The sequence below is a fragment of the Lysinibacillus sp. RC46 genome (genome assembly GCF_041262385.1).
Lineage (GTDB): Bacteria > Bacillota > Bacilli > Bacillales_A > Planococcaceae > Lysinibacillus.
Genome location: NZ_JBGCCF010000001.1, coordinates 19,326 through 42,350, shown reverse-complemented (window position 1 = coordinate 42,350; position 23,025 = coordinate 19,326). Strand labels below are relative to the sequence as shown.

The following is a 23,025-nucleotide window of genomic DNA, read 5'->3' as shown; positions in this document are numbered from 1 at the left end:
AAAATATCTTTAGCATAATAGAAGCGGACGAGCATAAGCTGTACAAACCTTGATAGAAAAGGAGCATGTTTATGTCTCGTACGGTGTCTATATTTTATCACGCATCCATCATTGCTGTGAGTTTCGTTTGTGGCGTTATCTTATTTCATATTATTGGTGGGCCGAATGCAGAGCCTTTTATTTCATTTATAGAGCCTCGATTAACAAATGGGGACAGGCATTCTCTATTTCGTTTAGTGCTACCTGTTGCTGTTTCAATAGCGCTTGTATTATTGCTTGCAACACATAGTGTCCTGAAGGTTCTAGTACGTGTAACAGTGGCGATACGTGCTACCTTTTTTGGCTTTAGCTCCGTTTTTTTATTACAGAAGCTTGAAGCTTTCTGGGTTTATACGATTTGGTGGTTTCCATTTCAGCTTATCTATTGTATATTGTTGCTAAACCTATGCAATTTACTTGTGCCAGCTTGGTCAAAGAGAAAAATCGGGAAAATGATACATGGTCGGACAATTTTGTTGAATTTTATCGTATTTTTCATCATAATAGTGGCTGAGTTTGTTGTTATTTCTTATGTATTAAATTGATAAGTACAACATGAAAATGGCTCATCACCAAAGGTTGTGGATGGCATTTTGTTAAAACGTATACCTTTTATAAAGTTGATTGGAGTGAAGACTGGACGCCCCCAGGAAAGCGCCCAGTTAGAATGGAAATCAACCACATGTTATGGTGATGAGCTATGAAAATTTAACTTCTTTCAGCAATTTTTTCTGTAGCGAAAGCAAAGCGACAGCTACAATTGTTTTGTGTAACGTAAGTGAAACGGCAGTTACAATTTTTTTCTGTAGCGAAAGCGAAGCGTCAGCTACAAATGTTTACTGCGCGAAAGCGAAGCATCAGCGGCAATTATGCCGAGGCATAATTGATTATCAGGTAAAAACATACAAAAGCATATTCGAAATATACTCACTATCTTGTAATAGGATTTACTCCTTTGGTATAATGGAAAGAGTTTAGGGGGGCGTCACATGGAGAGCCGAATTGATCGTATAAAAAAACAGTTGCATAGTGCTAGTTATAAGCTGACGCCGCAGCGAGAAGCAACAGTTGCTGTACTGCTTGAGCACGAGGAAGACCACCTAAGTGCAGAAGATGTTTACCTTTTAGTAAAAGAAAAGGCACCGGAAATTGGTCTAGCGACTGTCTATAGAACGTTAGAATTACTAACTGAGCTCAAAATTGTCGACAAAATCAACTTTGGCGATGGCGTTTCGCGCTATGATCTACGCCAAGAGGGAGCTGCGCATTTCCACCATCATCTAGTTTGTATCGAATGTGGTGCGGTTGATGAAATTCAGGAAGATTTACTTGAAGATGTGGAAGCCGTTGTTGAAAAACGTTGGAACTTTATCATAAAGGATCACCGACTAACTTTCCACGGCATTTGCTGGCGCTGTCATGATAAAAACGACGAGGTATCAGAAGAAAAGTAAAAAAGATGTCCCAAAAAGTATTATGACTTTTTGAGACATCTTTTTTTATTAGCAAAATTTTGTTGTTTTATTTAATCCGAAATTTTATTTTTAATAACTTTTGAACGGTCTTGGATATCTGTAATACGTAACGTATCATTTGATAATTTCATTGTGTAACGTTTTTCGCGCTGGTATGACCAAGTACCATCTTCAGTTTGATAGAAATCGAAAATTTCTGTTGAATCAAGAATGATTGTGGATGGATCAGTAGCATATATCTTGTCAATCATATTAGATTTGAAATCATAGGAATAGTAACCGAATGTGTTATGGTCGGTTACGAATTTACTGTAATCTTTACGTATTTGTGTACCTTCTAAAAAATAATCCTGAACATAACTAAAATCAGCATTTTCTAAAGCGTACTTGTAGTTATTACGGAAATCATAGAAGAGTGAACGAGCCAAGTCTTCATATTCAGATAAGAATGTTTGCGTTGCTATTTGATTTGCTTTTTTTCTTCTTCAACTTTTTGTTTAGCCTGTACTGAGGTAAATTGAAGGTGATTTTCCGTATTATTCAGTGTAATAATTTCGGATTTTTCTTCTTGTCCATCTTGTCCTTTTTTAGCAGCATATACTTTAACAGAATCATCTAGCTTTGCAGCAAAAAGTTTAACATCTTGTGCTTTCTTTCCTGTACTTTTTCCGTTAATAAATACAATTGCATCTTCAATATCAGATGTAAGATGTATCTGATAATCAGCAAGATCTACGACTATCTTATCAATTGTCATATTTGGGTTTACTGCAATTTTAACTTATTTTAATAAATCTATTTTTGAAAAGTTGAGCTATCAAGTAAAATATGTCCAATATGCTATGTTTTCTGTAGCAATTACATGTATTGGGTTACTTATTAATTTCTTAAACATTTATTTTAGCTTGGATAAAAAGGGTTTAGAATCAGAATTGCCAGAGGGATTAGTTGGAACTGTTTCGATTTTAAGTAGTATTTATATGGGTACTTGGAATTGGATATGTACATTTTTTTCAAAGCTACATCTGAATGTATTAAGTGATGGTTTGTCAGAGAGCGTATCCTACAGCCTTTTTGGGAACGATAAATCTGGTGTATATAATTCTTACTTTTTAAATAGTTTATTTGAAGAAGGTAAATTTTCGGTAGTGCCTTCATTTATATTAGTACTAATCACGATCTTATTGATTGGTGCAGCAGGCTATATATTATATATTGTCCATCGTATGAATTGGAAAGAATGTTTGACTTTTGCCGGTATATTTACAGCGCTACAGTTGATGCTTATTTATTTTGTGAATATTCAGCTCGATTTTGAAGCTACCGGTAAAATAGTTCAGTTTTCATTTGCGTTTGAAATGATTGCAACAGTGTTACTTGTTTTTATCGTCTCATTTGCAAGTTTTGCCGCTGGTGGTTTTTTGCGACAGTATCAATTGAAAAAATAAATAAACTGCCTCCCTTATGTTGAAAGTGAAGGGAGGTTTTTTTTTGTAGAGAAAGCATTTGGTTTATTGAACATGTTAATATGAAAGATAATAGATTGTTAAGGGGGCGCTGTGATGAATGAATTTCAATATGCAATAGAGGATTATATCCACTTTATCCAAGTAGAACGGCAATTATCTGATAATACATTAGCATCCTATCGCCGAGACTTAGAAAATTACGTGAATTTTTTGCGGGAAGTAGAGGGAATGTCTGATTTTCGTAAAGTGGAAAGGACGACCATTTTGCGTCATTTAGAGCAGTTGCGTATGCAAGGAAAGACAAGTCGTACTGTTGCCCGCCATATTTCCTCCATTCGCAGTTTCCACCAATTTTTACTCCGAGAAAAGCGAGCAGAAACAGATCCAACTGTCCATTTAGAAATGCCGAGCATTGAGCAAAAGCTACCAAATGTCCTTTCTATTGAAGAAATAGAAGCTTTATTAGCGACACCAAATCGCAGCAAACCACAAGGCATTCGCGATGTGGCAATGTTAGAGCTATTATATGGGTCAGGGATGCGCATTAGTGAGCTGATTGCATTGGATTTAGCAGATATTCACTTAACAATGGGCTTCGTACGCGTTTTTGGTAAGGGTGGCAAGGAACGTATCATTCCCCTTGGAAAAAGCGCCCTTTCTGCATTAAGTACTTATTTAGATGGCGCACGAAGTCAATTACAAGGGAAATCTCCAAAAACAGAAGCTTTTTTTATCAATCAAAGAGGAAAACGTTTAACAAGGCAAGGTTGTTGGAAATTAATGAAGGAGCACGCTTTAAAAGCAGGCATCCAACATGAATTAACGCCACATACATTACGTCATTCCTTTGCAACACATTTAGTGGAGAATGGTGCGGATTTACGAGCAGTGCAAGAGATGCTTGGACATGCCGATATTTCCACAACACAAATTTATACTCATATTAGTAAATCCCGACTATCAGAGGTTTATAAGCAATTTCATCCACGTGCTTAAGAGAAAAATTTATCGGTCGGAGGTCTGACCTTTATTTTTCGTTGTTTTTTGGTAAAATAGAGACATGAGATTAGGAGGCAAAATTATGAATAAACCATTTAATAAAATCCATGTAGTAGTATTGGACTCAGTTGGAATTGGTGAAGCTCCAGACGCAGCGAATTTTGGAGATGTAGGTTCACATACTCTTGGACACATCGCTGAAAAAATGAATGGGCTTACAATGCCACATATGGAGTCTTTCGGCTTAGCAAACATTGAACCGTTACAAGGTATGCAAGCTACCGACAAACCAAAAGCATATTTTGGAAAAATGCAAGAAGCATCTGTTGGTAAAGATACAATGACAGGGCACTGGGAAATCATGGGTTTGAATATTGATAAACCGTTTAAAGTGTATCCAGAAGGATTCCCTGCGGAACTAATTGCAGAGCTGGAAGAACGTACAGGCCGCAAAGTTCTTTGCAATGAACCAGCAAGCGGAACTCAAGTAATCGAGGACTTCGGCAAGGAGCATATGGAGACAGGAGCGATTATTGTCTATACATCTGCTGACCCTGTTTTGCAAATTGCTGCACATGAAGAAATTATTCCACTAGAGGAATTATATAAAATTTGTGAAATTGCTCGTGAGTTAACATTACAACCAGAATATTTAGTTGGCCGTGTTATTGCTCGTCCATTTGTCGGTACACCAGGAAACTTCGAACGTACGTCTAATCGTCATGACTATGCGTTAAAGCCATTTGGTCGCACAACGATGAATGTCTTAAAGGATGCAGGCTTAGATGTTATAGCAATCGGAAAAATCTCTGATATTTTCAACGGTGAAGGTGTCACTGATGCAGTACGTACGAAAAATAATACGGATGGTATGGATAAGTTTGCAGAAGTAGTACGTCGTGATTTCCATGGTATAAGCTTCTTAAACTTAGTGGATTTTGATGCGAATTTTGGACATCGTCGTGACCCACTAGGTTATGGTAACGCACTACAAGAATTTGATACACGTTTACCAGAAATTACTGAGGCAATGACAGAAGATGATTTACTAATCATTACGGCTGACCACGGTAATGATCCAACATTCCCTGGGACAGACCATACACGTGAATATGTACCGTTAATTGTCTATTCACCACGCTTTAATGGTGGTAGCGAGCTAGCACTTCGTGAAACTTTTGCAGATATTGCAGCAACAGTTGCTGAAAACTTCAAAGTAGGAGCACCAGAGTTTGGTAAAAGCTTCTTAACAAATCTGAAGTAAGGGGGATTTTCGATATGAATATGGCGCAACTATTTGAAAAGAAAAAGCAAGGCAAGGAGCTATCACAAGCTGAAATTCAATATTTTGTAGAGGGTTACACTACTGGTGCAATTCCTGATTATCAAGCAAGCTCCTTACTAATGGCAATCCGTTTATTGGGTATGACATATGATGAAACATTTTATTTAACAAAAGCAATGATAGAATCTGGAGATGTTATTGATTTATCTTCTATCGAAGGTTTTAAAATTGATAAACACTCGACAGGCGGTGTAGGCGATAAAGTTACACTAATTGTTACGCCAATTATTGCTGCACTAGATATTCCAGTGGCGAAATTTAGTGGTAAGGGTCTAGGCATTACAGGTGGTACAATCGATAAATTAGAATCGATTCGTGGCGTTAAAACAGAGCTTTCATCACAAGAATTTATCGACAATGTCAATAAACATAAAATTGCAGTGGCTGGTCAAACAGGTAATCTTGTACCAGCAGACAAAAAATTATATGCATTACGAGATGTGACGGGTACTGTCGATTCCATTCCACTTATTGCCGCGTCTATCATGAGTAAGAAAATCGCAAGTGGTGCAGACGGCATTGTACTTGATGTTAAATGTGGCTCAGGCGCATTTATGAAAACAGAAGAAGAAGCGCAGGTTTTAGCTGATACGATGACTGCAATCGGTGAAAAGCTAGGGCGTAAAGTAGTTGCGCATATTAGTGATATGGATAATCCACTAGGTAAAATGATTGGCAATAAGCTTGAAGTAGTAGAAGCATTTGCTTTATTAAGTGGCCGTATGGACGAAACGCATGAGGATCTGCTTGAGGAATGTATTATTATTTCTTCGCTTATGTACCAAGTTGCAGCAGGTGTAAATGAGACTGAAGCAACAGCTGCTGTTAAACGAGTGTTAGAGGATGGTTCAGCAGCTTCAAAATTTGAAGAATTTATCGTAGCTCAGGGTGGCGATTTAGCAGATATCGTGCAAAAAGACACAGCAAATAAAGTAGCTATCAAAGCAACTACTGAAGGCACTGTAGGGACGATTAATGCTTTATTAATCGGGGAAGCTAGTGTTGGTCTTGGCGCAGGTCGATTAACTAAGGAATCTGAACTTGATTATGATGCTGGTATTCAATTGATTGCCAAAAAAGGCGACCATGTTCGTGCTGGCGAAACGATTGCTTATTTATATTCGAATAGTCAAATCGATGAGGAAACAATCGAAAAAGTACTGAAGGCTTATACAATTGCATAAATAAAACGAAGCGAGAACTCTCTTTGATAAAGGGGGTTCTCGCTTTTTTTTTGTTCTGTGGAAAGGCGGAGAGTCTTTGTGGCGGACTGAAGTGGCGAAAAGGAGCTAAGGCGGCGGATGGATGAGGCGGAGTGACGGAAGGAATAGTCTGAGCGACGGAAGGAAGGTTCGAAGCGACGGAAAGAAGTCAGTGCGACGGAAAGAAGAGCCGAAGAGACGGAAGGAATAGTCTGAGCGACGGAAGGAAGAGTCGGAGTGACGGACGAATAGTCAGAATCGTGGATAGAACCGACAAAGCGACGGAAAGAAGAGCTGGAGCGACGGAAAGAAGAGCTGGAGCGACGGAAAGAAGAGGCAGGGTGGCGGAAGGAAGAGCCTGAGCGACGGAAGTAAGGGTCGAAGCGACGGAAAGAATAGTCGGAGTGACGGAAAGAAGAGCCGGAGCGACGGATAGAGCAGCCAGAGTGACGGATAGAGCAGCCAGAGTGACGGAAAGAAGAGCTGAAGTGACGGAAAGAAGTCAGGGCGACGGAAAAAAGAGCCGAAGAGACGGAAGGAATAGTCAGAGCGACGGAAAGAAGGGCCGAAGTGACGGAAAGAAGCTAGAGCGACGGATAGAAGATTCCAAGTGACGGAAAGAAGACCAGGGTGGCGGAAGGAAGAGCCTGAGCGAGAGAAGAAAGGATCGAAGCGAAGGAAAAAAGTCAGAGCGACGGAAAGAAGAGTCGAAGTGACGGAAAGAAGTCAGGGCGACGGAAGGAATAGTCTGAGCGACGGATAGAAGATTCCAAGTGACGGAAAGAAGAGCCAGGGTGGCGGAAGGAAGAGCCTGAGCGAGGGAAGAAAGGATCGAAGCGAAGGGAAAAAGTCAGAGCGACGGAAAGAAGAGTCGAAGTGACGGAAAGAAGTCAGGGCGACGGAAAGAATAGTCTGAGTGACGGAAGGAATAGTCTGAGCGACGGAAAGAAGTCAGGGCGACGGAAGGAATAGTCTGAGCGACGGATAGAATAGTCGGAGTGACGGAAAGAATAGTCAGAGCGACGGAAGGAAGGTTCGAAGCGACGGAAAGAAGTCAGTGCGACGGAAAGAATAGTCAGAATCGTGGATAGAACCGTCAAAGTCGTGGATAGAAGTGTCAAAATCGTGGATAGAGCCGTCAAAGTCGTGGATAGAAGGATCAAAATCGTGGATAGAACCGGCCAAGCGAAGGATAGAAATCAGAGCGACGGATAGAGCAGCCAAAGTCGTGGATAGAACCGACAGAATGATGGATAGAACAGCTAAAGTCGTGGATAGAACCGACAGAATGATGGATAGAACAGCTAAAGTCGTGGATAGAACCGTCAAAGTCGTGGATAGAACCGTCAAAGTCGTGGATAGAAGTGTCAAAATCGTGGATAGAACCGGCCAAGCGAAGGATAGAAATCAGAGCGATGGATAGAGCAGCCAAAGTCGTGGATAGAATCGACAAAGCGACGGATAGCAAAAAACATCGTGCTGTTGCTGCCGCTACGTTGCACAACGCTTTCGCACAGTCAAAACACGTTGCTGCCGCTTCGCTTTCGCGCAAAAAACATCTGTTGCTGCCGCTTCGCTTTCGCGCAAAAAACATCTGTTGGCCCAAACGGCTCATCGGATGCCCCCAGGAAAGCGCTTAGTCGGAACGGAAATCAACCTCACGTTATTATAAATTAATAATTTTTGTAAAAAGAGTGCCTCACGTTTAAAAAATGTTGATTTATCCCATACTGCATTTAACCAAAAAAGCTATAAGTATGTCGATTTGACACTATTTCGGAAGACTTTGCACTAGTTCTGTCAGCCGCAAGGAATCACCACATTGAATGTGGAATTGCACGAGGAGGAGGCGATGTTCATGCATTTTCAATTAGAGATGGTAACAAGAGAGACAGTAGTTGTACGTTTATTTGGGGAGCTCGATCATCATGCAGTAGAGCAAATTCGAGCTAAAATTTCTACAGCAATTTTTCAAGGGGCTGTAACGACCATTATTTGGAACTTAGAGGGGCTTTCCTTTATGGATAGTTCAGGTGTAGGTTTAGTACTTGGTCGAATGCGTGAGTTAGAGGCAGTCGCAGGACGAACAATTTTATTGAATCCATCGCCGACAATGCGGAAAGTGTTTCAATTTTCAGGTTTAGGGCCGTGGATGATGAATGCAACTGAAGAGGAAGCGATTGATCGAGTTAGGGGGATTGTAAATGGATAACGAAATGACATTAACTTTTTTAGCAATTAGTGAAAATGAAGCCTTAGCGCGTGTAGCGGTAACAGGTTTTATCGCACAATTAGATCCAACAATTGATGAGCTATCCGAATTTAAAACGGTTGTCTCAGAGGCAGTTTCTAATGCCATTATTCACGGTTATGAAGAGAATGGTAAGGGTGTTGTTACAGTTCATGCAAAACGTGAGGATGATATTGTAACAGTGTCTGTTATGGATAAAGGTATGGGTATTGAGGATGTTAGCCAAGCGATGGAGCCGTTATTTACGACGAAAGGTGCGATGGAACGTTCAGGTATGGGCTTTACCATTATGGATAGTTTTTCAGATCAGTTGACAGTAATGTCCAAGTGGCAAGAAGGTACAACTGTCACGTTTACGAAGAAATTTTACTCAGTTCGCACACCGGTAATGTGAGGATGCGATCTTGAAGCCGCTAGAACAGTCGTCCGATAAGCTATTGTCACAGGGAGAAATGCGAGATTTAATTGCACGTGCACAGCAGGGCGATCATGAGGCTCGTAAACGAATGATTGAAGGAAATACGAGGCTTGTGTGGTCTATCGTCCAACGTTTTGCAAGCAGGGGCGTGGAGCTCGAGGATTTATTTCAAATTGGCTGCATAGGGCTCATGAAGTCTGTGGATAAATTCGATCTAACGTATGATGTTAAATTTTCGACATATGCTGTACCAATGATCATCGGAGAAATTCAGCGCTTTTTAAGAGATGATGGTATGGTGAAGGTTAGTCGATCTATTCGTGAGCTTAATTTTAAAATTCGTCATGCAACTGATGAATTCATTAAAAAAAATGAGCATCCACCAACCATTCATGAGTTAGCACAAGCTCTTGGTGTCACCTCTGAGGAAATTGTAACAGCTTCCGATGCATTAAGAGATCCTGCTTCCTTACATGAACAATTGTATGAGAGTGAAGGGGATTCTATTACATTAATGGATCAGATGAAGGACGAAAAATCTGAGCAGCCATTTGACTATATACCACTAAAAGAGGTGCTCACAAGACTTGAGCCTAGAGAGCAATCCATTATTTATTTACGGTATTTTTCAGATTGTACCCAAACTGAAATTGCTAACAGGCTCGGGATATCTCAAGTTCAGGTATCGCGATTAGAGAAAAAGATTCTTGCTCAATTAAAAAATTGGATGGCCACAAGTGCCACAGTTGAAGAGGAAGAAGTAAAAAAAGACATCTAAGAAAATGGTGACAGCATGACAGAAAAAGATAAACTTTTTAACAGCTTAGAAGAAGCCGAAAATTTTCTTAAAGAACAATTTGGTGACGGCGAATCATTTGACGTTAGTATTAAGCATGTATTTGTCAAAGATTTGCCGGTTCTTTGTGCATATATAAGCGGACTTGTGGATGGAATAGTGTTAACACAATTACTCTCTAATTTGTTGCCTGATGAGGACATTGATATTGAGGATGAAAAGGAGTATTTTGAAGCCTATTTCAATTACCAAGGCCGTTCAGAGGAAACTAAGCGTGAAGCCATTTTATTATCAATATTAAGTGGACAAGTTGCCTTTATAACGAAAAGTGGTTATGGCTATGTTGCTGAAATTCGAAGTTACCCAGGACGTACCCCTGCGGAGCCTGACAATGAAAAGGTTATTCGTGGATCTAGGGACGGCTTTATAGAAGGTATTTCACAAAATGTTGCTTTGATTCGTCGGCGAATTCGCAATAGTAATTTACGTTTCGAGCTACATAAAATATCCGAAATCGGTCAAACCGATGTCGCGCTAGCGTTTATAAAGGGTATTGCGAGTGATGAAACGCTCGATAAATTGCGGCAGCGTATTAAAGAAATTAATCATGATGGCTTGACTATGACTGATAAATCATTAGAGGAATGGCTGTTTAAACAGAAGTTTCATCCAGTTCCATTTGTACGTTACACGGAACGACCAGATATTACCGCAGCGCATTTGCTTGAGGGACATATTGCCATTGTTGTCGATACGTCTCCTTCTGTCATTATTGTGCCAGCAACTGCTTTTCATTTACTGCAGCATGCTGAGGAGTACAGGCAGGCACCATCAGTCGGAACCTTCGTCCGTTTTATGCGCTATTTTGGAGCAATTATGGGTTTATTATTATTGCCTTTGTGGTATTTATGTGCAACGCACGGGATACATTTACCGGATGAGTTATCCTTTTTAGCGGCAAAGAAAAAATCACATATCCCACTGTTACTACAAGTACTTATTGGAGATATAGGGATAGAATTTTTGAGGATGGCCGCCATTCATACCCCATCACCTTTATCCACTGCGATGGGGTTAGTTGCCGGTGTAATTATTGGTCAGATTGCTATTGATGTTGGGGTATTCACGCCAGAAGTAGTGTTATATACAGCTGTTTCAGCTATTCTGACATTTATTATTCCGTCATATGAGCTCGGTATCTCCATTAAACTCTTTAGATTAGTGTTGTTAATCATGACTGGAATTTGGGGAGTTAATGGGTTATTTATCGGGATCTTTATATTATTTACGTATTTATGTTCATTACGTCCGATGCAAGCGCCATATTTATGGCCACTTATTCCGTTCTTTCCAACAGCGATGCTTCGCGTACTTGTCCGTTTCCCAATGACAGCAGATGCATTAAGACCTTATGTAGTCGATTCCGAACATCGAAAAAGATCATAGGAGCCGTTGCACTCGCTTTTTTCATGTGATAAAGTTCACATATAGTATTTTGTGATTTTTGCGAAAATTGTCTTCATTCATCAAAAGGTATACCACGACAAGGTGTTGGCATATATGTGATATTTGCCCCCGTGTACTGTTCGAACCCTTGTTGAATGAAGCAATACCTCAATAAGGATAGATTGCCTATATCCTTTCTAAAAAATGAGGAGCGATTTATCACAAGATGGAACGATGTGAAAAGGGAGAGATGCACATGCATTTATATGGAACACAAGCGATTTCTGAAGATGGTCATTTAACGATTGGACAGGTAGATACATTAGAACTTGCAAAAGAGTATGGTACACCTTTATTTGTGTATGATACAGCGCTTATTCGGAAGCGTGCACGCGGCTTTATTGATACGTTTAAAAAACTAGGTGTAAAAGCAGAAGTAGCTTATGCTTCAAAAGCATTTGCATGTGTAGCTGTGTACCAATTAGCGGCAGAAGAAAGTCTATCTTTGGATGTGGTCTCTGGTGGAGAATTATTTACAGCTTTAAAAGCAGGTTTCCCTGCAGAGCGCATTCATTTCCATGGTAATAATAAGAGTATTGCAGAATTAGAATTAGCCTTTGACTCGAAAATCGGTTGTATTGTCGTGGATAATTTCTATGAAATTCAACTTTTACAAGAAATCTCAGAGCGCCGTCAACAAAAAATGCGTATTTTATTACGTGTCACACCAGGTGTTGAGGCACATACGCATGATTTCATTACGACAGGTCAAGCGGATTCTAAATTTGGCTTCGACTTAAATAACGGTCAAGCAGATGAAGCTTTCCAACAAACTTTTAACCATGAATACTTAGAGCTTCTAGGATTACACTGTCATATCGGCTCACAAATTTTTGACACAGCGGGCTTTGGCTTAGCGGGAGAAAAACTAATTGATAAGATTTCTGATTGGAACAAGACTCACGATTTTACATGTACTGTGTTAAACTTAGGAGGGGGCTTCGGAATTCGTTATACTGAGGAAGATGCACCGCTTGAGCCACAAGTATATGTAGAGGATATGATTACAGTTGTAAAGAACAAAGCGACTGTACTTGGTCTAACTATGCCGGAAATTTGGATTGAACCAGGTCGATCACTTGTAGGCGATGCAGGAACATCACTTTATACAATTGGTTCACAAAAAACAGTACCTAATGTTCGTAAATATATTGCTGTCGATGGTGGTATGAGTGATAATATCCGTCCAGCATTATATGATGCGAAGTATGAGGCGGTCATTGCAAGTAAAGCAAATGAATCAAAAAGTGAAACATATACAGTGGCTGGTAAACTTTGTGAATCTGGCGATAAATTAATTATTGATGCTAAGCTTCAGGAAGCAGCTTCTGGTGATGTGCTAGCAATCTTCTGTACTGGTGCGTATGGATATTCGATGGCGAGTAACTATAATCGTGTACCACGACCAGCAGTTGTATTTGTAGAAAATGGAAAGCATCAATTAGCAATTCGACGCGAAAGTTATGAAGATATTGTACAAAACGATCTCCCGCTAACGTTAAAAAAGGGTGAGTAAATATGAGAAAAAACAAATGGGTATTACTAGCGTCCATTTCAACTTTTATTTTGTTGTGGGGCGTTGTCTATTGGGTATTGGCGTCTAAAGGTATTCTCGGACCTGGTTCGTAAGACAGAAATTGACTTGCGGTAAAAGTACAAATCGTGTAGGATAGTCAAAGATTATGTACAGCTAGAAAATGAGGGAATAGACAAATATGTTAATTCGATATAAAAAAGCTTTCGAGAAAATAGCAATGGGGCTACTCTCGTTTATGCCTAACGAAAAAGACATAAAAAAGCTCAAAGAGACAATCCACTCCTATGAAAATGATGATAATTGGGTTTTATATTTATGGAAAAAGAACGATGAGTATGTAGGCATTGTTGGACTTGTAACAGACAGTAATAATATAGCTATGATTCAACATGTTTCCGTTGTCCCTTCTTATAGAGGCGAGGGTGTTGCGAAGGAAATGTTACAGGAAGTAGCAGACCTTGGCCAGTATGAAAGTGTGCGTGCAACAGAGGAAACACGTAATATTGTTCAAAAATGTATAAATTGTATCGATGAAGAAGCAGACGATCATTGACGTCTGCTTTTTCTTTGTTTGCTTTCTTGACGCTCTGCAAGAATATGTGAGCGATCTCGAAGCATATGTTTATGAAGAAGATAGTTAGAGTTACTTGGTGGTAAAATCTGTATGCGAGCGAATACTAATTCCTCTAATATGGCTGAAAGAGGAAGTTGAAATGTTTGAAAGGACTTGCCCTTTTGGGTAGCAGAAAGTGAATCTGTTAGTTGTGTTAGTAGAATTTCGTAGTCGATTTCGTCAAAAAATATGTGGCCCATATTATGTTGAAAATTATGGAGTGCTTTTTCTAATATTCGCGCAGCACCAATAAAATTGTCACGTCGCCAATGATATAAACCTGTTGCGAGCTGTACGTATCCAACGAGAGGGTGCTTTTTATCACCTGGAGCAATATCCTTCCAGTATTCTTCAAGGACTTCATGGCATTCAAAAAAATCTTGATTACCATTGAAAAAAGCACAATAGTCGATAAATAAAGTGTGATGCTGTGGATGCATTTTGGACTCCTTTCTACTATACTAAAAGAACATAGAATCTCAGGGTGGTAAAACAATGTCTTATGAAGTAAAATTAGAAGCCTTTTCAGGGCCTCTTGATTTATTATTGCATTTAATTCACAGATTGGAAATTGATATTTATGATATCCCAATGGCTGAAATTACTCAACAATATATCGACCATATACATGCTATGCAGGTACTTGAGTTAAATGAGGCTAGTGAATATTTAGTGATGGCTGCAACATTATTGGCCATTAAAAGTCGTATGCTCCTGCCAATTCATGAAGGTGAGCTTGAAGATGCCGAATTAGAAGTCGACGGCCCAGACCCTCGTGAAGAACTGGTGCAACGTTTAATAGAGTATAAGAAATATAAAGAAGCAGCAAGTAGCCTGCAAGAGCTTGAAACAGATCGTGCACAGGTATTTACACGGCCTCCAGCTGATTTATCAGAGTTAGCATCAGATGAGCAAATGGCGTTATTTGATTTGAACGTCAACATCTATGACATGCTTGGAGCCTTTCAAAAACTGATGCGTCGAAAAAAATTAAAGAAACCGCTAAAAACAACTGTAGCGAGACAAGAACGCTCAGTGAAAGATCAAATGCGTTCAGTTGTCGATTCATTACGAAATACAGGTGGACGTGCATCATTTTCCGAGCTTTTTCCCTATGAAGATAAGCCAACGCTTATTCTGACGTTTTTATCTATTCTTGAACTGATGAAACGTCAGGTCGTCATCGTAGAGCAAGACGGTAACTTTGAAGAATTAACAGTTACATTACAGAAGGAGGAATGGGATGATGAGGAAAACAATGATGCTGCAGAGTAGAATAGAAGCCTTATTATTTGTTGTTGGAGACGATGGCTTAACCATTAAACAATTGTCACAACTTTTAGGCGAACCGGAAGAGTTAGTTGTACAAACAATGGAAGTATTGAAAGCAACATATGAAGAAGATTTAGCAAGAGGCGTTACTATAAAAGAAATGGCTGGAGTTTATCAGCTTATAACAAAATCTGATTTAGCAGATACCATTCAAAGATTAGTAGAAAATCCAACTGCTCAATCATTATCGCAAGCCTCACTTGAGGTATTGGCTATTGTGGCATACAAACAACCAATTACACGTGTAACAATTGAAGATTTACGTGGTGTGAAATGTGAAAGACCAATTCAAACGCTCGTTTCTAGAGGGTTAATTAAGGAAGTTGGTCGCTCGGAAGGGACAGGACGTGCAATCTTATATGGTACTACAAAAGAATTCTTAAACTACTTTGGATTAAATAGTATGGATGAAATGCCGCCTTTACCTGAAGAAGAGTTAGTTGAACAAGAGCAAGAAACAGATCTATTTATGACGAAATTCCAAGAAACTTTTAGTGGAGTAAAGTAAATGAGAAAGGCATAATTGATTGGTATAATACTTAGCTTGAAACATAAATATAATCTATATTTTCCTATTACTTTTAATAAGGAGTGGCTCGTTGCTTCGGTTAGTACGTTTAATATTGTTCATGATAGTCGTGGTAATGTTAATGCTTCCAGAAACCAGTTTAGCACGGGGGGGGAGCGGATATGCTGTTTTAGATGGTGATACGGGCCGTGTTTTATTTGAATCAAATAGTGATGCACGGTTACCAATTGCTAGCTTAACAAAAATTTGGACAGCACTTGTTGCTATTGAAAATAGCAATCTTCAAGATGAAGTAGTTATTTCACCGAGGGCTGCAACGGCTGAAGGCTCGTCAATTTACTTGCAAGCAGGTGAAAAGGTTACGGTAGAAACACTGTTATATGGTTTGATGCTTCGCTCAGGTAATGACGCAGCAACAGCTTTAGCAGAGCATGCTGGTGGATCGGTAGAAGGGTTTGTCAAGTTAATGAATGAGCGGGCTGTTGTTGCTGGACTCACAAATACAGTATTTATGAATCCGTCCGGTTTACACCATGATGAGCACTTATCGTCAGCGAGAGATACTGCTGAAATGTTAAGGATTGCTCTCCAAAATAAAATTTTCAAGAAGATTGCCTCCACAGTTCTATATCGTGCCAATACTGAAAACGGGATGTTATGGGAAAATAAGCACCGTTTATTACGAGAAGGGTCAGGGGTTGCCATCGAAATAGGCGATGAGACACAACAACCTGTTAATGCATTAAAATCAGCTAAAGGTTCAGCATTTGCTGGAAAAACAGGCTTTACAAAGGTAGCTGGTCGGACCCTTGCAACCGCCTTCCAAAAGGACGGGCAAACATGTATTGTCGTCACTTTGAATGAATCCGATGACTGGAATGTACATCGAGGTTTAGCCAACAAGGTTTGGCAAGATTACAGCCTTGAAACAGTGGTGAAAAAAGGTAAATATAAAGTCAATAAAAACCTCTCCATTCGTTTAGAGGAACCAATTCTTTTACAGTTAAATAAAGAAGAAAAAGAAAGTGTAAGGCAAGTCTTGCATGTTTCTAGAAAACGTAAGGAAGGTGTACTGTCCATCTTTCTAGGTGAAGAGCGTATCTATGCAGTGCCAGTAAAAGTTGAATCAGTGGATCGTTAAAAGCGATTCGCTGTTTTTTTATGGCCCGCATTCAGATAAAGTTTGGGGCGACGTCAGTACCATTCGTGAATAAATTTAGAATTATTTAACAAACGATGAGCAATTTGGTAAAATTAATTAGAATAGTATTTAATTAGATTTTTGGAATATTAATAGAGGGGAGAAATTATTTATGACCACTGAATCAAGCAAGAAGCAATATCAAATAGGGGTAATAATAATTTTATTCTTGTCAAGCTTTATCGCTCCTTTTATTTTTTTATATCTTATTCAAGAATTGTTTTATCGACCAAAAGAATATTACTTTTTTGATCCTTTTTTTACAGCCTATATTGTATTAATGGTAGTATTATTCATGTTAGCAGTCATGTTATTAATCAATTTTTTAGTGACTCCTAAAACAAAAAAAAGGAAGAAAATTCAACGAGGAATCGTGGGGTCATCGTTTGTAATTGCTAGTGCATTGATATTTTTATGTATTAATAACTATCAATATATTGATACAAAAGGAATTCATATGAATCAATTTTTTAGTTTGCAAGAAGATTATACAAGCTGGGAAGATATTGTAAAGATTGAACAGACTATTGTGGAGAAAAATGGTGTCAGTTCACCGGAAAAATTGATTTTCACATTACAAGATGGTTCAATAATTGAACAATCTTTAACCGAAAAGTTATCAAGCACGAAGCAATTTATTAATAAAGAATTAAGTAACTATGGACTTAAAATCGAAAATAAATATAGTGGAAATGAGTAGTAATGAAAGGCTGCCGAAAATGGTGGCTTTTTTTGTTTTATAAGAAATTAAGAGCGCTCGCTATTTGATTAAAAATAATAAGAGGATTTGATTAAAATTGGATCATCACCAAAAGATGGGGATGACATTTGCTACGTAGATAAAGCTTGAAAGGTAGATGTCGATAAAATTCAGAAGTTGGTAGATAAAATTCAAAAGTTGGTGGATAAAATTCAGAAGTTGGTAGATAAAATTCAAAAGTTGGTAGATAAAACTCAAAAGTTAGGTGATAAAACGTAAAAGTGTTCCGATAAAATTCAAAAGTTGGAAGCCATTTTGTTAAAACGTATTCCACGTATATAAATTGATCTTCGTTCCGGTTGGTTGACTCCTTGGGGATTAACGTCGCAGATGAGACACTGCCGCAAAGCGGAGAGAGGAACGAAGACTAAAATAGTCACGTCTTGTGACAACGCCTTCGTGACCAACATGCTGCTGCTGTCGCTTCGCTTTCGCGCAATAAAACCTGCTGCTGCTGTCGCTTCGCTTTCGCGCAATAAAACCTGCTGCTGCTGTCGCTTCGCTTTCGCGCAATAAAACATGCTGCTGCTGTCGCTTCGCTTTCGCGCAATAAAACATGCTGCTGCTGTCGCTTCGCTTTCGCGCAATAAAACCTGCTGCTGCTGTCGCTTCGCTTTCGCGCAATAAAACATGCTGCTGCTGTCACTTCGCTTTCGCGCAATAAAACCTGCTGCTGCTGTCACTTCGCTTTCGCGCAAAAAAACATCCTGCTGCTGTCGCTTCGCTTTCGCGCAATAAAATATCTGTTGCCCCGACGCCCCAAAGAAAGCGTCCAGTCGGAACGGAAATTAACCCCACACTATGGTGATAATCCTTAATATTTAAGTACAAATTATCCAGAAACTAGTTGATAAAAACTATTTCAAATCATTTAATTATTTATGCATAATTAGTTTTTCTTTAATAATGTATAAAAGTATGACATAATTTTCACAGATTAGCGGGAAAAATAACCTTATTCATAATGTGCGAATGAGGTTTAATGCTTGGTGTCAAACCAAGGTGAAAGAAAATTAGAGGTGAAAGAATGGAAAGATTACAAAAGGTCATTGCGTATGCGGGTGTGGCGTCTAGACGTAAGGCAGAACAATTGATTGTAGAAGGTAAAGTTAAAGTGAACGGAGTCGTAGTGCGTGAGTTAGGTACGAAAGTTTCCAACTCAGATACGATTGAAGTAGAAGGCGTGAAGCTTGAGAAAGAGGATAAGGTTTATTATTTACTATATAAACCACGTGGAACGATTTCAGCTGTAACAGACGACAAAGGACGCAAAACTGTCACAGATTTGTTTAAGCATATCCCGCAACGAATTTTCCCAGTTGGCCGTCTCGACTATGATACATCTGGTTTATTGCTATTGACAAATGATGGTGAATTTTCTTATATGCTGACGCATCCAAAGTTTAAAATCGATAAAACATATATTGCCCGTGTTAAAGGTGTTCCAACGATTGAAGGCTTAAAAAAGCTGCAACGAGGAATTAAGTTAGAAGATGGCAAAACAGCTCCTGCAATGGTTAGTATGACTTCATTTGATGAAAAAGCAGGTAAGGCAATCTGTGAAATTACGATCCACGAAGGGCGAAATCGTCAAGTGCGTCGTATGTTCGAGGCGATTGGTACTCCAGTAGTTAAACTAAAACGTGAACGCTTTGCCTTTTTAGATTTATTCGGACTAACTCCAGGGGAATATCGTGAATTAACAAAGCATGAAGTGAAGCAATTGCGTGTGTTAGCGGAGACAGGAAAAATCGGATAAATAAGCATTTTCTATGAGAAAGTGATACTTCTATGTGTAATAGCAATGTATTCACTTTCTTATTAGTGAAATCGTTCATAAATCATTCATAATTATTAGCTAAGCGTTTCTGTTTCATTTTGCTATAATAGGTGAGAATAGCTAACCTAGATTAGTTGCATCTTGATGAAATCGTTTCCACGGTTTGCAAGGTGGTGTTTGACGCACAAGTTCATGATGAATGTAAAATTTGACAAACATGTCAATGCTGTAAATTAGACAGTGTAATCTATACATATGAATGTTTGTATGAAAAGCTTAGCGTCAGTTGTAGTTACTTTAAGCCGTAAATTGATAGGGGGTTTATTAACTTGGAGAAAAAGAAAAAACGTCTCGTCATTCGTACCATTATTTTGGCAGTCTTAGTCTTAGCAATTGGTTACACGGTATACGGAACAGCAACAAAGGATAAAGTAGAGTTAATAGCAGTGGGCTCTAAAGCACCAGACTTCACGTTAGTAGATTTAAACGGTGAGAAACATAAGCTGTCTGATTATAAAGGGCAGGGAGTGTTTTTGAACTTCTGGGGAACTTTTTGTCCGCCGTGTGAGAGGGAAATGCCTGCAATAAACCGTCAGTATCAAGCCTTTAAAGATCAGGGTGTACAAACATTGTCGGTCAATATTGCGGAAACAAATTTTGAAGTACAGAATTTTGTCGATAGACACAAATTAACGTTCCCAGTAGTTATTGACAAAACGAAAAGCGTTAGTATTACCTACAATGTAGGTAATTTACCTGCAACTCTCCTTATTGATCCAGATGGTAAAGTAGTCAAAATTATTACTGGTGAAATAGCGGAGGGAAAAATTGCTTCGTACATGGAATTAGTGAAGCCAAAATAAGGAGTAAATGACTATGGAAAACATTATTTGTGCTTGTGGTCATAGTAACCCATATGGCACGAAGCTTTGTGAGAAATGTGGTCGTCCTTTAACTGAGGAAGGTAAACAAACAAAAGTTGTTGATATGCGCTATGACGGAATGGCGATTCGCTCAAAAACGTATAACGCAACAATCGTTGATAAAATTTGGAATTTCTTCTCGAATGTAAAAGTCGGGATTGCTCTTATTATTATAACGTTAGTCGCAGCGTCAATTGGAACAATACTACCGCAAGAGATGTATGTTAATGCCCCTGAACCTAGTAAAGCGGAGTATTATGAGAAAGTGTATGGTTGGTTGGGCAAATTCTATAATAATTTAGGACTTTCTAATTTGTATAGCACTTGGTGGTTCCAAATTTTAGTGGGTATGCTTGCGATATCTATTATTGTTGCGAGTTTAGACCGTGGTTTACCATTACACAAGTCTCTAAAAAATCAACGCGTTAAACGTCATGAAAGTTTCATGAAGCGTCAACGTATCGTTGCGGAAGGACAAGTGCCAAACCCTGATGAAACGCTAGATAAAGTTGAGCAAAAAATGACTGAATTAAAATATCGTGTTCGTCGTGATGGAAGCGCATTGCTAGCAGAGCGCGGCCGTTTTGCTCGATATGGCCCATACATAAATCATGTCGGTCTCATTATCTTTTTAGCAGGTGTTATGTTGCGCCTAGTACCTGGTTTTTATGTGGATGAGACGATTTGGATCCGTGAAGGTGAGACACGAGCTATACCAGGTATGGACGGCTATTTTATTAAAAATAATAAATTTATTTTGGAAACCCATGACGATAAACCTCAGGATGAGCAATCTAACCAAGGTGTCAATGCTATGGCGAAGAACTATCAAACAGACATCACATTATACAAACAACCTGACGGAGCTCTTCCTGGAGATACAGATAATCTTAAAAAATTGAGAGATTACTCTATTCGTGTCAATCATCCGTTAAAAGAAAACAGTTTTGCACTGTATCAAATGAATTATCGCCTCGACGAATTGAGACAGATGAATTTTAATTTAGTGAATAAAGCAACAGAAGAAGATTCACTAGGTCAAATTGAAATTGATTTAACGAATCCTAAAAAAAAATATGATTTAGGAAATGGTTCCTCAGTAAAGATTCTTGTGTATACACCAGATTTTTCTGGTTTTAAAGATGGTGAACCACAAACAAAAACATCAATACCAAATAACCCAGCATTTATATTTAAAATGATAACACCAGAAACTCCAAAAGGTGAAGTAAGCTTTGTAGAAATCAGGAAGCCGCCATTTGAACCACTTGGTGACAACAAATATAGAATGAAATTCGTAGGAGCAGAGACGCGTAATTCATCAAACTTTACAATTCGTAAGGATAGTACGATACCATTGTTATTTGTCGGCGGTATTATTTTCATGATTGGTGTAGTAATTGGCTCGTATTGGAACCACCGACGTTTATGGTTACAGGTGGAGCCTGATGGTCGAGTGTTGATGGCTGCCCATGTGAATAAAAATATGTTCAGTATGAAAAAGGATTTAGATACAGTCACTACATTTGCTGGTCTACCAACATATGAAGATCAGTTAGATAAGTCAGAAGATGTCAAGAAATCCACAAAGAAAAAGGAAGGTGACAACACCTTATGAGTTTGATTGACATAAGTAGAAACCTATTATTTGTAGCATTCATAGCCTACCTAGTTGCAACTTTATTATTTGGTGGTTCGATAAAGCAATCGAATGCTACAGGAAAAAATACCGAAAAATGGGGTAAAGCGGCAATTGCTGTCACTATTGTAGGTCTACTTTCGCAGCTTGGTTATTTTGTCACTCGTTGGATTTATGCAGGGCATGCACCTGTTAGTAATATGTTTGAATTTACGACTGCGTTTGGGATGTTCATTGTTGGGGCATTCGTTTTGATTTATTTTATTTATCGCGTGACGGCTCTAGGCTTAGTAGCATTACCTGTGGCGTTATTAATAATTGCCTATGCAGCAATGTTCCCGAAAGAGGTAACTCCTTTAATGCCGTCTTTACAAAGTTACTGGTTAACAATTCATGTTATTACAGCTGCTTTGGGGCAATCACTTTTAGCAATTAGTGCGGTAGCAGGACTAATTTATTTATTAAAAGTAGTTAATTTAAAGAAACCTTCTAAACAACGTTTCTGGTTAGAAGCGGTAATGTTCTTCCTTGTAGTAGTCGTTGGTTTCGTAATTGCTACATCCGTTTTTAGTTTGATGGGTTACGATTCAACATATACTTATGTTGATAAAGAGGGTAATGGACGTCAAATTGAATACAAAATGCCGCCACTATTTGGTATGAATGAATATAAGGCGGTTGAAGAACATGGCATGTCTCCGTTAGTAGAAATGCCTCCGCTCATTAATGCGAAGAAATTAACATCAGTTGTGTGGTCATTATTAGTAGGGTCTGTTTTATATTTATTGATTCGATTAATTGCACGACGTCGAATTAGTGCGATTTTCCAACCTTTTGTCAAACGAGTAAATTTACAATTAGTTGATGAAATTGGTTATCGTTCAGTAATAATCGGCTTCCCAGTATTTACGTTAGGTGCTTTAATCTTTGCAATGATTTGGGCACAACTTTCGTGGAGTCGTTTCTGGGGATGGGATCCGAAGGAAGTATGGGCACTTATTACATGGTTATTCTATGCAGCATTCCTACACTTACGTTTATCGAAAGGCTGGGAAGGTGAAAAATCTGCATGGTTAGCATTAATTGGTTTTGGAATTATCTTATTCAACTTAATTGCTGTTAACTTGATTCTTGCAGGTTTACACTCATACGCATCAGCATAGACTAAGTTGATTTTGAGCATATATGATATTTTTACGTCGCTAGTATTG

General features: G+C 38.8%; 26 protein-coding genes. 20 read left to right on the top strand and 6 right to left on the bottom strand.

Features of this window, described 5'->3' with window-relative positions:
- Positions 1–71 precede the first annotated feature (71 nt).
- Both ABH966_RS00230 and fur read left to right on the top strand, forming a co-directional pair.
- The gene (locus ABH966_RS00230) at positions 72–584 is read left to right on the top strand and encodes a hypothetical protein (RefSeq protein ID WP_370075051.1); all 513 of its coding nucleotides are present in this window, start codon (positions 72–74) and stop codon (positions 582–584) included.
- 444 nt (positions 585–1,028) lie between these two features.
- Positions 1,029–1,493 carry a ferric iron uptake transcriptional regulator gene (gene fur, locus ABH966_RS00225; protein WP_132363163.1) on the top strand — a complete coding sequence of 155 codons (465 nt, stop codon included), beginning with the start codon at positions 1,029–1,031 and terminating at the stop codon, positions 1,491–1,493.
- 71 nt (positions 1,494–1,564) lie between these two features.
- Here the strand turns inward: fur and ABH966_RS00220 are convergent, their stop codons facing one another.
- Together ABH966_RS00220 and ABH966_RS00215 are read right to left on the bottom strand one after the other, a co-directional pair.
- Positions 1,565–1,942: a TcaA NTF2-like domain-containing protein gene (locus ABH966_RS00220; RefSeq protein ID WP_370075050.1), complete on the bottom strand. Its 378-nt coding sequence runs from the start codon at positions 1,940–1,942 to the stop codon at positions 1,565–1,567.
- Positions 1,943–1,974: 32 nt separating this feature from the next.
- Complete coding sequence (locus ABH966_RS00215; protein ID WP_370075049.1) at positions 1,975–2,271, bottom strand: TcaA 3rd/4th domain-containing protein; 297 nt, start codon at positions 2,269–2,271, stop codon at positions 1,975–1,977.
- An 85-nt stretch (positions 2,272–2,356) separates the two neighbouring features.
- Between ABH966_RS00215 and ABH966_RS00210 the strand changes: the two genes are divergently transcribed.
- The 4 genes from ABH966_RS00210 to ABH966_RS00195 all read left to right on the top strand — a co-directional run bounded on the left by ABH966_RS00210 (position 2,357) and on the right by ABH966_RS00195 (position 6,511).
- Positions 2,357–2,962, top strand: coding sequence for a hypothetical protein (locus ABH966_RS00210; protein ID WP_370075048.1), 606 nt, complete (start codon positions 2,357–2,359; stop codon positions 2,960–2,962).
- Between the two features lie 114 nt (positions 2,963–3,076).
- Positions 3,077–3,979: a site-specific tyrosine recombinase XerD gene (xerD, locus tag ABH966_RS00205; protein WP_370075047.1), complete on the top strand. Its 903-nt coding sequence runs from the start codon at positions 3,077–3,079 to the stop codon at positions 3,977–3,979.
- An 85-nt stretch (positions 3,980–4,064) separates the two neighbouring features.
- Positions 4,065–5,246, top strand: coding sequence for a phosphopentomutase (gene deoB / locus ABH966_RS00200; protein WP_370075046.1), 1,182 nt, complete (start codon positions 4,065–4,067; stop codon positions 5,244–5,246).
- A gap of 14 nt (positions 5,247–5,260) precedes the next feature.
- Positions 5,261–6,511, top strand: coding sequence for a thymidine phosphorylase (locus ABH966_RS00195; RefSeq protein ID WP_370075045.1), 1,251 nt, complete (start codon positions 5,261–5,263; stop codon positions 6,509–6,511).
- 908 nt (positions 6,512–7,419) lie between these two features.
- Here ABH966_RS00195 and ABH966_RS00190 read toward each other — a convergent pair.
- The gene (locus ABH966_RS00190) at positions 7,420–7,692 is read right to left on the bottom strand and encodes a hypothetical protein (protein ID WP_370075044.1); all 273 of its coding nucleotides are present in this window, start codon (positions 7,690–7,692) and stop codon (positions 7,420–7,422) included.
- Entirely contained in the window at positions 7,689–8,144 is a 456-nt protein-coding gene (locus ABH966_RS00185; protein ID WP_370075043.1) for a hypothetical protein, read from the bottom strand. Before ABH966_RS00185 ends, ABH966_RS00190 begins: the two co-directional genes overlap by 4 nt.
- Before the next feature lie 243 nt (positions 8,145–8,387).
- Here ABH966_RS00185 and spoIIAA point away from each other — a divergent pair, with 243 nt between their 5' ends.
- The 6 genes from spoIIAA (at position 8,388) to ABH966_RS00155 (ending at position 13,590) form a co-directional block, all read left to right on the top strand.
- Positions 8,388–8,741 carry an anti-sigma F factor antagonist gene (gene spoIIAA / locus ABH966_RS00180; RefSeq protein WP_370075042.1) on the top strand — a complete coding sequence of 118 codons (354 nt, stop codon included), beginning with the start codon at positions 8,388–8,390 and terminating at the stop codon, positions 8,739–8,741.
- On the top strand, positions 8,734–9,174 hold the full coding sequence (gene spoIIAB / locus ABH966_RS00175; protein ID WP_370075041.1) for an anti-sigma F factor: 441 nt from the start codon (positions 8,734–8,736) through the stop codon (positions 9,172–9,174). The genes spoIIAA and spoIIAB overlap by 8 nt, the downstream gene beginning before the upstream one ends.
- Before the next feature lie 10 nt (positions 9,175–9,184).
- Positions 9,185–9,976, top strand: a complete 792-nt coding sequence (gene sigF / locus ABH966_RS00170) for an RNA polymerase sporulation sigma factor SigF (RefSeq protein WP_370075040.1) — start codon at positions 9,185–9,187, stop codon at positions 9,974–9,976.
- Between the two features lie 15 nt (positions 9,977–9,991).
- Positions 9,992–11,440 (top strand): spore germination protein, encoded by a 1,449-nt coding sequence (locus ABH966_RS00165; RefSeq protein WP_370075039.1) that lies wholly within the window; start codon positions 9,992–9,994, stop codon positions 11,438–11,440.
- A gap of 256 nt (positions 11,441–11,696) precedes the next feature.
- Positions 11,697–13,016 (top strand): diaminopimelate decarboxylase, encoded by a 1,320-nt coding sequence (gene lysA, locus ABH966_RS00160; protein WP_370075038.1) that lies wholly within the window; start codon positions 11,697–11,699, stop codon positions 13,014–13,016.
- A gap of 199 nt (positions 13,017–13,215) precedes the next feature.
- On the top strand, positions 13,216–13,590 hold the full coding sequence (locus ABH966_RS00155; RefSeq protein WP_132363147.1) for a GNAT family N-acetyltransferase: 375 nt from the start codon (positions 13,216–13,218) through the stop codon (positions 13,588–13,590).
- Here the strand turns inward: ABH966_RS00155 and ABH966_RS00150 are convergent.
- A complete protein-coding gene (locus tag ABH966_RS00150) occupies positions 13,584–14,090 on the bottom strand; it encodes a DUF309 domain-containing protein (RefSeq protein WP_370075037.1) in 507 nt (168 codons plus the stop codon). The two genes, ABH966_RS00155 and ABH966_RS00150, sit on opposite strands and share 7 nt — an antisense overlap.
- A gap of 55 nt (positions 14,091–14,145) precedes the next feature.
- Here ABH966_RS00150 and ABH966_RS00145 point away from each other — a divergent pair, with 55 nt between their 5' ends.
- The 4 genes from ABH966_RS00145 (at position 14,146) to ABH966_RS00130 (ending at position 17,412) form a co-directional block, all read left to right on the top strand.
- A complete protein-coding gene (locus ABH966_RS00145; RefSeq protein WP_370075036.1) occupies positions 14,146–14,925 on the top strand; it encodes a segregation/condensation protein A in 780 nt (259 codons plus the stop codon).
- Positions 14,897–15,490, top strand: a complete 594-nt coding sequence (gene scpB, locus ABH966_RS00140; protein ID WP_370075334.1) for an SMC-Scp complex subunit ScpB — start codon at positions 14,897–14,899, stop codon at positions 15,488–15,490. Before ABH966_RS00145 ends, scpB begins: the two co-directional genes overlap by 29 nt.
- Before the next feature lie 91 nt (positions 15,491–15,581).
- A complete protein-coding gene (locus tag ABH966_RS00135) occupies positions 15,582–16,652 on the top strand; it encodes a D-alanyl-D-alanine carboxypeptidase family protein (protein ID WP_370075035.1) in 1,071 nt (356 codons plus the stop codon).
- 172 nt (positions 16,653–16,824) lie between these two features.
- The gene (locus ABH966_RS00130) at positions 16,825–17,412 is read left to right on the top strand and encodes an Asp23/Gls24 family envelope stress response protein (protein WP_370075034.1); all 588 of its coding nucleotides are present in this window, start codon (positions 16,825–16,827) and stop codon (positions 17,410–17,412) included.
- Between the two features lie 296 nt (positions 17,413–17,708).
- Here the strand turns inward: ABH966_RS00130 and ABH966_RS00125 are convergent, their stop codons facing one another.
- Positions 17,709–18,170, bottom strand: coding sequence for a hypothetical protein (locus ABH966_RS00125; protein WP_370075033.1), 462 nt, complete (start codon positions 18,168–18,170; stop codon positions 17,709–17,711).
- A gap of 329 nt (positions 18,171–18,499) precedes the next feature.
- On the opposite strand from ABH966_RS00125, the gene ABH966_RS00120 reads away from it, so the two are divergent.
- From ABH966_RS00120 to ccsB, 4 genes are all read left to right on the top strand, one after another.
- A complete protein-coding gene (locus tag ABH966_RS00120; protein WP_370075032.1) occupies positions 18,500–19,231 on the top strand; it encodes a pseudouridine synthase in 732 nt (243 codons plus the stop codon).
- Between the two features lie 350 nt (positions 19,232–19,581).
- Complete coding sequence (gene resA, locus ABH966_RS00115) at positions 19,582–20,115, top strand: thiol-disulfide oxidoreductase ResA (protein WP_370075031.1); 534 nt, start codon at positions 19,582–19,584, stop codon at positions 20,113–20,115.
- 13 nt (positions 20,116–20,128) lie between these two features.
- Positions 20,129–21,793, top strand: a complete 1,665-nt coding sequence (resB, locus tag ABH966_RS00110; protein ID WP_370075030.1) for a cytochrome c biogenesis protein ResB — start codon at positions 20,129–20,131, stop codon at positions 21,791–21,793.
- Positions 21,790–22,977, top strand: coding sequence for a c-type cytochrome biogenesis protein CcsB (gene ccsB, locus ABH966_RS00105; RefSeq protein ID WP_370075029.1), 1,188 nt, complete (start codon positions 21,790–21,792; stop codon positions 22,975–22,977). The genes resB and ccsB overlap by 4 nt, the downstream gene beginning before the upstream one ends.
- Positions 22,978–23,025: the final 48 nt, after the last annotated feature.